Origin of the sequence: Actinotalea alkalitolerans (genome assembly GCF_023369855.1) — a bacterium.
Taxonomy (GTDB): Bacteria; Actinomycetota; Actinomycetes; order Actinomycetales; family Cellulomonadaceae; genus Actinotalea.
This window is the reverse complement of sequence record NZ_JAMBPP010000004.1, coordinates 16,196-28,987: the sequence shown is the minus strand read 5'-3', so window position 1 is coordinate 28,987 and position 12,792 is coordinate 16,196. Positions and strand designations below refer to the sequence as shown.

Below are 12,792 nucleotides of genomic sequence, written 5' to 3'. Positions count from 1 at the left end.
CATGACCGACGAGCTCACCACACCACGTCCGACCATGGACCGTCCGCAGGGCCACGGTGGGGTGGTCGCGGTCCGCATCGACGCGTCGGACCCGCTGACCGCGGTGGGCACCACCGAGGCGCTGCGCTGGTGCCACGACCTGCATGCGACCACCGCGGCGGACAACGGCAGCGTCGCAGACGTCGTCGTGGTCCTCGCGGACACCGTCGACGAGTCGACGCTCACGCGCATCCGGGCGGCGCACGCGGTCGAGGGTCGGCCGGTGGTGCTGGTCGTCAGCGTCCTGGACGACGACGGCGTGCTGCGAGCGGTCGAGGCAGGGGTCCGCGGCGTGCTCCGGCGCCACGAGGCCTCCCCCGAACGGCTCGCCGAGCTCGTCCGCAGCACGGTCCGCGGGGAGGGCGCCATGCCCAGCGACGTCCTCGGGCACCTGCTGGACCAGGTGGGCCGCATCCACGCCGAGGTCCTGGCTCCGCTCGGCCTGCACCTCAACGGCCTGAGCGAACGGGAGACGCAGGTGCTCCGGCTCGTCGCCGACGGCCTCGAGACGGCTGAGATCGCCCAACGCCTCAACTACTCCCAGCGCACGATCAAGGGCGTCATGCACGACGTGACGATGCGACTCCACCTGCGCAACCGTGCGCACGCCGTCGCCTACGCCGTGCGCCAGGGACTCATCTGAGGGGTGGGCGGGCGCCACCTGACGCCCCCGACACGCGACCCGGAGGACCACCGTGATCGACGACGTGGACGCGGCGCTGCAGGTGCTGCTCGCTCCGGGGGCGAGCAACCACGGAGCCGAGGTGAGCCTGGAAGCCCCGACACGAGACTGGGCCTCGCGCCGCTCGGGGCCCACTCTCGACGTCTACCTCTTCGACATCCGCGAGGACCTCGACCAGCGGGGCGTCGCCCGCGAGCCCGTGGTCGAGGACGACCGGACGGTCGCCCTGCGGGTCCCCCCACGCTTCTTCCGGCTCGCCTACCTGATCACCGCGTGGACGGCCCGGCCCGATGACGAGCACCGGATGCTCGCGGACGCCCTCGCAGCCCTGGTCGTCCTGGACTCCGTCCCGGCAGCAGCACTGACCGGCTGGCTCGCCGAGCAGCCCGCCACCGTCCGACTCGAGGTCGCGCTCCCGCTCGCCGAGGACCGTTCGATGTCGGACCTGTGGACGGCGCTCGGCGGCGAGCTCAAGCCGTCGCTCGAGGTGGTCGTCACCGCCCCCGTCCACGCGAGCCGCACGATCCCGGTGCTCGCACCGCCCGCGACCCGGCTCGCCGCGTCGGCGGAGCCCTTGCCCTGAGACGCCCTCGGCCATGACCTCGTCCAGCGGCACCCCGGCACCGCCCGACGCATCCCTGGGGTATCTCCTCGGCCGCGTCGCGCTGCTCGAGCTGGTCGCCCTGCGGGCCCTCGCGGAGCGCGGGGCCGGTGATGGCGAACCGCGACCGAACGGCACGTCCGACGGCCGGTTCCTCTCCGACGACTACGTCGCGTGGCTGCTCGACCGACCTGGGGCCTCACCCGGGACCGACGGCGCCGGCGCGGAGATGTCCGCACGCCTCGAGGCGGACACCGACCGGGCCGAGGAGCGGGGGGTCGACATCAGGCTCAGGCGCCTGAGCCGCGCCTTCGGACTCACCACGCTCGAGCAGGACCTCCTCGTGGTGGCGCTCTCCCCGGCCCTCGACGGCCGCCTCGGTCGCCTCTTCGCCCTCCTCGACGACGGGCCGACGGGTGGCGCGGCCGTCTCGCTCGCGGTCCAGCTCGCGCGCGGCGGGACGGGCCCGGCCGACCCCCGCGACTGGCTGGCACTCACGGACGGCTCGGCCCTGGTTGACGGCGGCCTGGTCGAGGTCGCCGGGGCCGGTGTGCCGCTGCCCGCCCGGTCCGTGCGGGTCCCCGAGCGCGTCGCGGCCTTCCTGCTCGGCGACGACCGGCCGGACGCGCTCCTCGCCGAGCACCTCCGCGTCGCCCCTGCCCTGCCCCGGGTGGACCCGGCGCTCACTGCCCTGGGACGACCCCGCACCATCCACCTGACAGGTCGACCGGGGACCGATCCGGCGTCCGAGGCGTCGGCCTGGGTGACTGCTGCCGGGGCGACGCCCCTGGTCGTCGAGCCACCCGACCCAGCCGCTGATCCGGGTGGGGACGTCCTGGCTGACGTCCTGCGTGAGTGCCTGCTCACCGGGTGCGTGCCGGTCGTCGGGCCCGTCGACGCGACGGTCCAGGTGCCGTCCGGGCGCGCCCGGCTCGCACGGGTGGTCGACCGGCTGCCTGTCGCGGTGGTGTGGAGCACCACGCCGACCCTTGCGTGGTCGACCGAGCCCTTGCCCAGCGTGACGCTTGCCGTCCCACCGGTCGCTCACCGGACGGAGGTCTGGGGTGCGCTGTGCACGGGCCTGGGCACCGACCCCACCGACCTCGCTCTTCTCGCCCAGCACCGCGTGGGTGGTGCGGGTGCGCACCGAGCCGTCCGCCTCGCCCGGGCCTTCGCCCTCCCCGACCGGGTGCCCGGCCGCCCGGAGCTCGAGGCCGCGCTCCGGGCCCAGGACGCCGTCGAGATCCACGGCCAGGTGCGACGGCTGACTCCTCGACGGTCGTGGGGGGACCTCGTCCTGCCCGCGCCGACCGAGCGACGGCTGCGCGAGCTGGTCGCACTGGTGCGGCACCGCGACGCCGTGGTCGACGAGTGGGGCCTGGGTCGAGGGGGCGGCTCGCGCGGTGTGTGCGCGCTCTTCGCCGGACGGTCCGGCACCGGCAAGACCCTCGCGGCCGAGGTGATCGCCCACGAGCTCGGTGTCGACCTGTGCACCATCGACCTCGCCCAGGTGGTCAGCAAGTGGGTCGGTGAGACCGAGAAGAACCTGGACGCCGTCCTGTCGGCGGCCGAGGGTGCCTCGTGCGTCCTGTTCTTCGACGAGGCCGACGCCCTGTTCGGCAAGCGGGGGGAGATCCGCGGAGGGCAGGACAGGTACGCCAACCTCGAGGTGTCCTACCTGCTGCAACGGATCGAGGCGGCCGGAGCGGTCGTCGTGCTGGCCACCAACCTGAGGTCCCAGGTCGACGAGGCGTTCCTGCGACGCGTGGACGCGTTCGTCGAGCTCACCGAGCCGGGCCCAGGGGCACGCGAGGCGATCTGGGCGCACCACCTCGCCCGGGTCCCGGTGGACCCGGTGGCGGACGTCGGCTTCTGCGCCCGCACCTTCGAGCTCACCGGGGGCAGCATCCGCAACGCCGTCGTGGCGGCCGCCTGCTTCGCGGCCGAGGACGGTCACCCGGTCGGCACGGCAGAGCTCGTCCGGGCGCTCGAGCGCGAGTTCGAGAAGCTCGGTCGCCTGCGCGTCCGTACCGACTTCGGGCCGTACGCCCACCTGCTGGAGGCGCGACCGTGAGGACCTGCGAGCTGGGGCACGAGAACCCGGACGACGCCACCCGCTGCGCGGTGTGCCTGCGGCGGCTGACGCCCCTGCCGGCGACCACCGACGACGCGACACCCGCGATGCCATCAGGGATCGGTCCCGACGGGCCTGAGGCCGCCGACGGGCCTGAGGTCGACCCGACCGTCGTCATACCCGCCGTCGACGCACCGCCGGTCGACGACGGCGGCACACCCACAGAGGTGCTCGACCCCGTCATCCCCCGTCGGGAGGGCACAACCGCTCCCGTACCGCCCGCTCCCCCTCCCGTGCCACCCGCTCCCCCGCCCGAGCCGGCTCCCGTGCCACCCGCTCCCTCGCCCGAGCCGGCTCCCGTGCCACCCGCTCCCCCGCCCGAGCCGGCTCCCGTGCCACCCGCTCCCCCGCACCCGCACGACGGCGGTGCACCACGACGCACGCCCGTCGTGGTCGTGGTCACCGTCCTGGCGGCCGCCGTCGTCGTGGTGGCGCTCGTGCTCTCGCAGCGGGACGCCCCGGCGGCACGCCTGAGCCCGGAGGAGGCCCTCGCCCTGCCCGCCTCGCAGGCGCGGGACCTCCTCGACGAGGTGGACGCGGCCGACGCCGAACGCCGTGAGGACCTGCTCGCCGCTCCGGGCTGGCTCGTCCAGCTGAGCGGGAAGTGCACGGTGTTCACCCCGGTCGACCTGACCGGCCCGAGCGGCATCGGGGTGCCCGACGGGGTCGACGAGGACTTCCCGGGTGGCGTGGGGGCCAACGGGGTGCTCGCCTTCCACCTCGGCGCGCGGGAGCACTGGGGCGACACGGTGCTCCTCGCACGCGGCGATGACCTAGGACGCCCGCCGTGCGCCGACGGTGAACCGTTGTGGCTCACCTTCGACGCGCCCGAGGACGGTCCCTTCGCCCAGCCTGGCGACGCCCTGTGCGAGTGCAGGACCCGCGGTCTGCCGTTCCGCGAGTGCGGCGCGACACCGACGGACGGCTCACCACCGATCTTCTGGATCCCGGAGAACCAGCACCTCGCGTGCACCTGACCCGCCGCCCCCGAGGGCAGCCGACGGTGCCCCGAGGACCGCGCGGGCGGGCCTTGTCCCCACGAGCCGGCCTGGCAGTGTCGATCGGGGACACCCGTCCCGAGACCACCTGGAGGGCCCCGTGCTCGTCGCCAACCCGACCCGCATGCCCGCGCCGCACCCGACCCGTGCGCACCCGAACCACGCCGCCGTCCTCACACCCGCCGTGAGCAGACCTGCCGACCTCGGCCTGGCCGACCGGCACGGTCCCGTGGGTACCCCACCTGCCCAGGCCGGGTTCTTCGACGACCTCCTCGGGACGGCCGTCCCCGGACTGCTCGGCGCAGCGTCATCCGTCCTGTCCGGCGACGGCTCGGGGGCGCTGTCCCAGGTCAAGGCAACAGGTGCAGCCGCGGCCCCCGTACTCGCCGAGCAGGGCGCCGGGCTTCTCGGAGGCCTTCTCGGGGGGTCCGCCGGGCAGGCCGTCTCGTCCCTCGGTGCTCCGCTCGGACAGGGACTGAGCAGCGTCATCTCGGGGCAGTCCACGCCCGGAGAAGCGGCGGGCGGGCTGCTGTCCGCCGCCCAGCCCGCCCTGATGAGCCTGCTCATGTCGTTGCTCGGCAGGTGACGAGAGCGCGGTGAACCTGAGCACCCGGCGGGCCGCCCCCCTCGCCGAGAGCCTGCGCCGCCCCGCGAGGACCCCCTCGTGGGGAGAGCTCGGGCGCCAGCCCGACGCCTACACGCGGGCGGTCCTGCAGAGCGCCGTCGGGCACGACCTCGGTGACGTGCGCGTGCATGCCGGCCCGGCGCACGACGCCGTCCTGGACGCGACCGGGGTCGACGCGCTGACGAGCGGGAACCGCGTCACGATCCGTCACGCGCACGACGCGGCAGGCACCCTGGGCAACCGTGTCCTGCTGCTGCACGAGCTGGTCCACGTCATGCAGCAGGCCGGCCGCCCCGCCGTACCGGTCGACCCTCACACCGTCGACCACCTCGAGGAGCAGGCGCAGGGCGCAGCCGTCGAGCTCGCGGTCCGACCACCGACGGCACCGGCGATGGCCGCCCACCCGGACCAGGACGCACCGCACCCGGACGGCTGACCCCGCGCAGTGACCGCACGCACGGGTGTGGTGCGGTCATGCACCACCTCCCGAGGGTGCCGCGTGCACCCGCGGACCATCCGCTCTGCCCCCCGGTGCGCCCGTGCGGCCGTTCCGGTGCCGGGTCCCGCGCGGCAGCGTGAGGAGAGCCCGACCGCGACGTGAGGAGCCTCGCATGCCCGACTACAGCACCAAGGCGCCAGGGGTGTACCTCGAGGAGGTGTCGGGCGTCCGCCCGATCAGCGGGGTGGGCACCGCCCTGCCCGCCTTCATCGGGCTCGCCCCGACCGGGCCGACGGTCCCGACGTTCGTGGCGAACTGGACCCAGTACGTCGAGCGCTTCGGCGGCATCCAGGAGGGGATGAGCCTGGGCCGGGCCGTCTACGCCTACATCGCCAACGGCGGCTCCGCCGCGTTGGTCGTCCGCGTCGGCGGCGGTGACACCGAGGGCCCCAGCCCCGCGACCGCGACGGTCCCGGGGGTCTCGGGCGGTGATGCGTTCGTCCTGACCGCCAAGCTCCCCGGGGGCGCCGGGGACGAGGTCACCGCGGAGGTGGTCGACACCGCCGCGGCATCCGACGCCGACGGCGAGGACGAGGGCGAGGGCGAGACGACCGGGGGCACGAGCACGACCGACTCCGCGAACGCACCGTTCGACCTCGTGCTGCACGGACCTCAGCACCCCGAGGAGAGGTACAGGGGTGTGACGCCCTCGACGCTGGTGCACCAGCTGCGCAAGTCCAAGCTCGCGACGGCGGCTGCCCCGGAGGGCGGGCGCGTGGGCCGACCGGCGGCCGGGACCTTCACCCTGAGCGGCGCGTCGTCGGGCGCAGCCATCGGCGCCCCGGCCTACCTGGGCGACGAGCAGCAGCGCACCGGCCTTGCCGGTCTCGTCGCCGAGGACGAGGTCACCATGGTCGCCGCCCCCGACCTGGTGACCTCGCTCGCCAGCGGCGCGATGAGCCCGACGGACGTGGCAGCCGTGCAGACCGCGATGATCGACCACTGCGAGGCGCTGATGGACCGGATGGCGATCCTCGACCCGCCGCTCTTCGCCGCCGGTGCCGGCCGCGACGCCGCGTCGCTGTCCCCCCAGGAGTGCTCGACCTGGCGCGACTCGGTCCCGTCGTCGAAGTTCGCCACCACCTACTACCCGTGGCTCACGGTCGTCGACGTGGTCACGGGCACCCAGTCGGTCGAGCCGCCGAGCGGCTTCGTGGCGGGTGCCTGGGCGCGCAACGACGCGGAGCACGGTGTCGCGAACGCGCCGACCGGGCGCATCCGTCACGCCATCGGCCTGGTGCGGACCCTCACCGACGCCGAGCAGGGCCTGCTCAACCCCAAGGGCGTGAACTGCCTGCGGGTCTTCCGGGGCTCGGGCCCGGTGATCTGGGGGGCACGCACCCTCTCGGACGACGGCGAGTGGCGCTACCTCAACGTCCGGCGGCTGTTCAACTTCATCGAGGAGTCGGTCGTCGAGGGAACCAAGTTCGCGGTCTTCGCCCCTAACGACACCGACCTGTGGGCGCGGCTGCGCCGCTCCGTCCACGCCTTCCTGCTCGGCCTGTGGCGCGACGGTGCCCTCGTGGGTGCCACCCCCGAGCAGGCCTTCTACGTCAGGTGCGACGCCGAGACCAACCCGCAGGACCAGATCGACCAGGGCGTCGTCACGGTCGAGATCGGCGCCGCACCGGTCAAGCCGGCCGAGTTCGTCGTCATCCGCGTCCGCCAGTCGACCGACGGCGCCGACGTCAGCGACTGAGTGGAGGAGCAGGAATGACACTGGCCAGTGGCGACGTCCTCGCCAGCTACGCGTACGAGTTCGAGGTCGAGGGCATCTCGATCGCGCAGTTCGCCCAGGTCTCCGGGGTCTCGGGCTCGATCGGGGTGATCGAGCACCGGGAGAACACCAAGGGTGGCAAGACCGTGGTCAAGAAGCTGCCCGGACCGGTGAGCTTCGGTGACATCACCCTTCGCAAGGGCCGCACCCTGAGCAACGCCTTGTGGGAGTGGTTCAAGCAGGTCCAGGACGGCATGATCAACGACGCCCGGAAGAACGCCAGCATCGTGCTCTTCGACTACGAGCACGGCGAGGTGGCCCGGTACAACCTGGTCAACTGCTGGGTGTCCCAGGTGCGGCTCGGAGAGCTCTCAGCGGGCTCGAGCACGGCCCTGGTCGAAGAGGCGGTCATCGTCCACGAGGGGATGACGCTCGCATGACGACCTCGATCGAGATGCCCGTCACCTCGGACGGAGCCCTGACCACGCGGGTCGAGTTCGACCTGCCGCGGGGGTACGTCGACGCCGACGGAGAGGTGCACCGGCGAGGTGTCATGCGCCTGGCGACCGCACGGGACGAGATCCTCCCGCTGCGCGACCCGCGGGTACGGGACAACAGCGCCTACCTCGCGGTGGTGCTGCTCGCCCGCGTCGTGGAGCGCATCGGGTCGGTGCAGCCGGTGACACCCGGGGTGATCGAGAGCATGTTCGCCGCCGACCTGGACTTCCTCCAACGCCTCTACCAGCGCGTCAACCGTGACGGTGACGCGACGGTGCAGGTGCGGTGCCCCGGCTGCGGCGAGGAGTTCGTGGTGGACACCGCCGCTGATGCCCCGGGGGAATCATGACCGAACCGGACGACCGGCTCTTCGCCGAGCTGGTCGTCCTCGGTCGCCATGTCCACTGGTCGCTCGGCGAGCTGCTCGACCTCGAGCACGCGACCCGTCGGCGCATCATCGCCGAGCTGGTGGACCCCGATGACCGGGGGTGAGGAGCGGGACGCGTCATCGGGTCCTCTCGGTGCGGCTGTGCTGCGGCCGGTGGCCCGCATGCGGTCGGTGGCGCCGTCGTTCGTCTCCGCGCTCGCCTCGCACGACCTGCGCGTCAACCGGGCGCGCGTGCGGGGTCGCCCCGTGCTGCTGCCCGCCACGCCTCGGCTGCTCCCCCTGGTGCGCATCGTCGCGGGGAGGGTGCCGGGCGGTCGGGAGTCCCGTACGGCTCTGGCCCCCGTGCGCCCCGCCCGCGCTCCGGCAGGCACCCTCGACCTGCATGGTCGCCTCGAGGCTTCGCGTCACCCCTTCGCCGCGCCCGCGCGCGCCGACCGCTCCCTCCCACCGCCCCTGCCCGTGGCCGACCGGCCCGGCGGACCTGCCTCGACCGTCGGACCGACCCCATCGGCCCGCCCGAGCCGTCCGCCGGGTGGGATCGAGGTGCAGCCCGTCGAGGTCGGGCAGCAGCCGGGGTCGCCGTCGCGCGACGAGCCCTCGCCGCACGACGGCGCGACCACCGTCACGTCCGGTGCGGCGTTCCCTCCCGCTCCGGCCGTCCCTCCCGCTGCTGCCCCGGCGGTCCCCGCCGCCCCCTCACGGGCTGCTCTGCGTCCCGCTGCCGCTCCCGCTGTCCCGGCGCACCCCGCTCCGGGTGTCCGTCCCAGCACCGCTCCAGCCATCGGCCGCGCGGCCGATGCACGTGCCGCAGCCCACGCCGCACCCGGCGCAGGGTCACCTTCCGGCGCAGGGTCACCTTCCGGCGCAGGGTCACCTCCCGGCGCAGAGTCCGGTCCCCGCACCGCGTCTCCCCGCACCGCGTCGGGCCTGGTGGTCACCCCCCTCGCCCGATCGGTTCCTCAGCGCACGCCTGCCCACGTCCCGGTCCCCCCTGCCGGCACCGAGGGTCCCGGCGTCCGGTCGCCAGCCCGGCCTCCCGGCGGCCACGGAGTGCAGGTCCGACGCGGGGCCGAGGCGGAACGGGTCACGGCGCGCACCCACGCGCGGGCCGCGACGGTCGGTGCGGCGCCGGCCGTCGACGCCGTGCCCAGCATGCCCGGCACGCCCGTCATGCCTGTCGTGCACGTCCCGGACCGTCACGGACCGACGCACGGGCCCGAGGTCCAGTCCCTGGTCGCGCACGAGCTCGTCCACGTCGACGCGACCCTGCGCGGCCGACCCGCGGCGGACACCGGTCGCGCGGCCCAGGCCGAGGAGCGTCGGGCACGCGCGATCGAGGCCGCCGTCCGGGCGGGGACCGTCCCTGCCCCGGTCGTCCTTCCCGAGCACCGCCCGTCGACCCCCTCGCCACCGGCCCCGAGCGCCCCCGCCGTGCTGGGCGGTACCGCTGACATCGCCACCTCGAGCGGCGTCTCCGGACCGCACGACCTGCCGCGCCCCCTCGACCCCCACCGCCCCTTCGACCCCGTTCCACCCGACGACCACGCACTCGCGTCCGCGACGGTGCACCACGCTGCGGAGGCGCCGTTGCCTCCCGAGCCGGCCACGGCCACGGTGCCGGCCGAGGAGGTCGACCGCATCTACCGCACCGTCCGTGAGCGCCTGCACCACGACCTGGTGCTGGACCGCGAGCGCACCGGCGGTCTCGTCGAACCGGCCTGGCGGTGAACGATGGGCGACCCCGGGACCACGGTCCAGTTCGACGTCGTCATCGACGAGGGCGGGAGCAACACGAGCCTGGGGGTGTTCACCGGGTGCCAGGGGCTCTCCGCGGAGTTCGAGGTGCTCGAGTACGCCGAGGGCGGCCAGAACGGGTACGTGCACCGCCTGCCCGGGCGTCTGCGCTTCCCCAACCTGGTGCTGACCCGGGGTCTGGACGCGTCGTCGGCGGCTGTCGCGGCGTGGTTCCACGGGCAGCGTGACAAGGTCGGGCGGACCACGGCTGTCGTCACGGCGTACGACGCGGCGGGTCAGGCCGTGGTGTCGTGGTCGCTGCGCGACGTGTGCCCGGTGCGCTGGACCGGCCCCGCCTTCAGCGCGAGCTCGGGTCAGGTCGCGATCGAGACCCTCGAGCTCGCGCACCACGGCTTCGACCAGGAGTCCCCGTGATCCGCGCCGGCATCGTCGTCTCGGGCCGCGGCGCCGTGTCGGTCGGGGTCACCGCCACCCGCCTGGACCGCGCGACGCTCTCGCTCAAGGACAGTGACGAGCCTCCCCTGCACTGCCAGTTCAACCCGACCGAGTACACGATCTCCAAGAGCGCGTCGTGGACCCGGGTGCCGGTGCGCGGAGCCGTCTCTGCGGCCATCCCGGAGTTCGTCGGGACGAACGGCGCGACCCTCGGGCTCGACCTGTTCTTCGACGCCCGTGCGAGCGACACCGACGGCGTGGACGAGCCCGTGAACCGGCTGCTGTCGTGGACGCAGCCCTCGCGGCGCTCGATCGACCAGAACCGACCGAGCCCCCCGGTGATCTCGTTCGCGTGGGGCGGTACCGCGGCGTTCGACGCCTACCTGAGCTCGGCGAGCGCGCGCTTCGTGCTCTTCCGCAGGGACGGGACCCCGATCCGGGCCCACGTGGCGCTGCGGCTCGAGGAGATCCCGGTGATCCTGCCCGGCACCAACCCGACCTCGGGCTCCGATCGCGTCGTGCGCCGACGGACGGTCGTCGCGGGTGACACGCTGCCCGTGATCGCCTACCAGGAGTACGGTCGTGCCGACGCGTGGCGGGTGATCGCCGAGGCCAGCGGGATCGACGACCCGGCGCGTGTCGCCCCTGGCACCGTGCTGGTCGTCCCTGAACCGCCGACCGGGGCGGGGACCGGGGGGCGGCGATGACCGAGACCTGGTCCGCGGTCCCCGAGGTCACGATCGACTCCTCCGAGCCCGACGCAGCCCTGCGACGCAACCTCGCCGAGGTCGACGTCGACGAGCGGCTGGGCGTGCCCACCTCGGTGCGCGTGGTCCTGCGTGACGCCGACCGCGACCTGCTGACCGCGACCGGGCTGACGATCGGTGCGGGGCTCGCGGTACGGGCGGGCCCGGTGGGAGCGCCCGCCGGCGAGCTCCTGGCGGAGGTCGAGGTGGTCGCGCTCGAGGTGGCGTACTCCGACACCGAGAGCACCGTCACGGTCGTCGGCTACGACGTCTCGCACCGCCTGCACCGGTTCCGGCGCACCCGGTCCTTCCAGGACGTCACCGACGGCGACGTCCTGCGCTCGGTCGCGCAGGAGGTGGGTCTGGACGTCGGGACGGTCGACGACCCCGGTGTCGTCCACGCGCACCTGGCCCAGGTCGACTCGACCGACTGGGACTTCCTCGCCTCCCGCGCCCGCGAGGGCGGCCGCGTGCTGCGGGTGCGGGGAAGCCGCCTCGATCTCGTCGCGCACGAGCAGGCGTCGTCCGCGCCCTCGCCCGGGACCCTCGCCTCGACCGAACCGGCACAGCTGGTGCTCGGCCGGGACGTCGAGGCGCTCCGGGCGCGGGTCACCTCCGCCGAGGTGCCGGCCGAGGTCGAGGTCCGCGGCTGGTCGGTGCAGACCAAGGAGGTGTTCGTCGCGACCGCCTCGGTCGCTGCGCCGGGCACGGAGATCGGTGTGGCGCCGGGCGAGCTCGCCGGGCGCGTGGGAGCTCCTGTCCTGGTCGTCGCCGACCGCGCCATCTCCTCGCAGGAGGAGGCGGACGCTGTCGCGAGGGCCTTCGGCGATGCCGCAGGGAGCACCTTCGCGACCGCTCGGGCGGTGTGCAGCGGCGACCCGCGCCTGCGGGCTGGCTCTGCCGTCAGCCTGGGGCTGGCGGGAGACCTGGTCAGCGGACGGTGGACCGTGACCGCCGCGCAGCACCACTTCGACGCGGTGCGCGGCTACCGGACCACCGTGGACCTCGGCGGGCTGCCCGGCAGCGGGACGGGTGCGGCCGGTCCGCCCCACGGGAACGGTCGAGCCCGCGGTGGGGTCGGCGGCGTCGTCCCCGCGGTGGTCACCGACATCGACGACGACGAGGCGCTCGCACGGGTCCGTGTCAGCCTGCCGTGGCTCTCCGAGGGGTACGTGAGCGACTGGGCGCGCGTGGCCCAGCCCGGTGCCGGCCCGGACCGCGGCACCCTGCTGCTGCCCGAGGTCGAGGACGAGGTGCTGGTCGCCTTCGAGAGGGGTGACGTCCGCCGGCCCTACGTCATCGGTGGCCTGTGGAACGGCCAGGACCGGCCACCGCTGGAGGCAGGGGCGGTCGACCGGGCGTCGGGCGAGTCGGGGCGCCGTGGGCTGGTCTCCCGGGCCGGTCACCGCATCGTCCTGGACGACGCCGACCCGTCCGGCATCCTCGTCGCGACGGGTGACGACACCGTCCAGGTCCGGCTCGACGACACCACGGGTGACCTCGGGGTCAAGGCCGACGGAGCCGTGCAGGTCACCGCCGGCACGGTCGAGGTCTCGGCCCGGTCGATCACCCTCACCGGGGACGCCGAGGTCACGGTCAGCGCCCCGAACATCACCGTCGAGGCCGACGGCACCCTCACCTTGCGTGGCGGCGTCGTCCGGATCAACTGAGCGCC

General features: G+C 74.3%; 14 protein-coding genes. All 14 read left to right on the top strand.

Annotated elements, in window-relative coordinates:
- The first annotated feature begins 1 nt into the window (after position 1).
- The 14 genes from M1R94_RS05360 (at position 2) to M1R94_RS05295 (ending at position 12,787) form a co-directional block, all read left to right on the top strand.
- Positions 2–682 (top strand): helix-turn-helix transcriptional regulator, encoded by a 681-nt coding sequence (locus tag M1R94_RS05360; protein WP_249380648.1) that lies wholly within the window; start codon positions 2–4, stop codon positions 680–682.
- Between the two features lie 52 nt (positions 683–734).
- Positions 735–1,304, top strand: coding sequence for a Pvc16 family protein (locus tag M1R94_RS05355; RefSeq protein WP_249380647.1), 570 nt, complete (start codon positions 735–737; stop codon positions 1,302–1,304).
- Between the two features lie 13 nt (positions 1,305–1,317).
- Complete coding sequence (locus M1R94_RS05350) at positions 1,318–3,396, top strand: ATP-binding protein (RefSeq protein WP_249380646.1); 2,079 nt, start codon at positions 1,318–1,320, stop codon at positions 3,394–3,396.
- Entirely contained in the window at positions 3,393–4,433 is a 1,041-nt protein-coding gene (locus M1R94_RS05345; protein WP_249380951.1) for a hypothetical protein, read from the top strand. The genes M1R94_RS05350 and M1R94_RS05345 overlap by 4 nt, the downstream gene beginning before the upstream one ends.
- A gap of 121 nt (positions 4,434–4,554) precedes the next feature.
- The gene (locus M1R94_RS05340) at positions 4,555–5,040 is read left to right on the top strand and encodes a hypothetical protein (protein ID WP_249380645.1); all 486 of its coding nucleotides are present in this window, start codon (positions 4,555–4,557) and stop codon (positions 5,038–5,040) included.
- 10 nt (positions 5,041–5,050) lie between these two features.
- The gene (locus M1R94_RS05335; protein WP_249380644.1) at positions 5,051–5,515 is read left to right on the top strand and encodes an eCIS core domain-containing protein; all 465 of its coding nucleotides are present in this window, start codon (positions 5,051–5,053) and stop codon (positions 5,513–5,515) included.
- Between the two features lie 175 nt (positions 5,516–5,690).
- The gene (locus tag M1R94_RS05330) at positions 5,691–7,277 is read left to right on the top strand and encodes a phage tail sheath family protein (RefSeq protein ID WP_249380643.1); all 1,587 of its coding nucleotides are present in this window, start codon (positions 5,691–5,693) and stop codon (positions 7,275–7,277) included.
- Between the two features lie 14 nt (positions 7,278–7,291).
- A complete protein-coding gene (locus M1R94_RS05325; RefSeq protein WP_249380642.1) occupies positions 7,292–7,735 on the top strand; it encodes a phage tail protein in 444 nt (147 codons plus the stop codon).
- Complete coding sequence (locus tag M1R94_RS05320; RefSeq protein WP_249380641.1) at positions 7,732–8,142, top strand: hypothetical protein; 411 nt, start codon at positions 7,732–7,734, stop codon at positions 8,140–8,142. The genes M1R94_RS05325 and M1R94_RS05320 overlap by 4 nt, the downstream gene beginning before the upstream one ends.
- Positions 8,139–8,285, top strand: a complete 147-nt coding sequence (locus tag M1R94_RS05315) for a hypothetical protein (protein WP_249380640.1) — start codon at positions 8,139–8,141, stop codon at positions 8,283–8,285. Before M1R94_RS05320 ends, M1R94_RS05315 begins: the two co-directional genes overlap by 4 nt.
- A gap of 946 nt (positions 8,286–9,231) precedes the next feature.
- Positions 9,232–9,909 (top strand): hypothetical protein, encoded by a 678-nt coding sequence (locus M1R94_RS05310; RefSeq protein ID WP_249380639.1) that lies wholly within the window; start codon positions 9,232–9,234, stop codon positions 9,907–9,909.
- Positions 9,910–9,912: 3 nt separating this feature from the next.
- Positions 9,913–10,350, top strand: coding sequence for a phage tail protein (locus tag M1R94_RS05305; RefSeq protein WP_249380638.1), 438 nt, complete (start codon positions 9,913–9,915; stop codon positions 10,348–10,350).
- Positions 10,347–11,078 (top strand): CIS tube protein, encoded by a 732-nt coding sequence (locus M1R94_RS05300; RefSeq protein ID WP_249380637.1) that lies wholly within the window; start codon positions 10,347–10,349, stop codon positions 11,076–11,078. The genes M1R94_RS05305 and M1R94_RS05300 overlap by 4 nt, the downstream gene beginning before the upstream one ends.
- A complete protein-coding gene (locus M1R94_RS05295) occupies positions 11,075–12,787 on the top strand; it encodes a VgrG-related protein (protein WP_249380636.1) in 1,713 nt (570 codons plus the stop codon). The genes M1R94_RS05300 and M1R94_RS05295 overlap by 4 nt, the downstream gene beginning before the upstream one ends.
- The last annotated feature ends 5 nt before the right edge of the window (positions 12,788–12,792 follow it).

What these genes read in the sequence shown, in the direction of transcription:
- M1R94_RS05320 (WP_249380641.1), top strand. Translation starts at nt 7,732, where the DNA reads ATGACGACCTCGATCGAGATGCCCGTCACCTCGGACGGAGCCCTGACC.
- M1R94_RS05325 (WP_249380642.1), top strand. Translation starts at nt 7,292, where the DNA reads ATGACACTGGCCAGTGGCGACGTCCTCGCCAGCTACGCGTACGAGTTC.
- M1R94_RS05315 (WP_249380640.1), top strand. Translation starts at nt 8,139, where the DNA reads ATGACCGAACCGGACGACCGGCTCTTCGCCGAGCTGGTCGTCCTCGGT.
- M1R94_RS05305 (WP_249380638.1), top strand. Translation starts at nt 9,913, where the DNA reads ATGGGCGACCCCGGGACCACGGTCCAGTTCGACGTCGTCATCGACGAG.
- M1R94_RS05360 (WP_249380648.1), top strand. Translation starts at nt 2, where the DNA reads ATGACCGACGAGCTCACCACACCACGTCCGACCATGGACCGTCCGCAG.
- M1R94_RS05350 (WP_249380646.1), top strand. Translation starts at nt 1,318, where the DNA reads ATGACCTCGTCCAGCGGCACCCCGGCACCGCCCGACGCATCCCTGGGG.
- M1R94_RS05330 (WP_249380643.1), top strand. Translation starts at nt 5,691, where the DNA reads ATGCCCGACTACAGCACCAAGGCGCCAGGGGTGTACCTCGAGGAGGTG.
- M1R94_RS05295 (WP_249380636.1), top strand. Translation starts at nt 11,075, where the DNA reads ATGACCGAGACCTGGTCCGCGGTCCCCGAGGTCACGATCGACTCCTCC.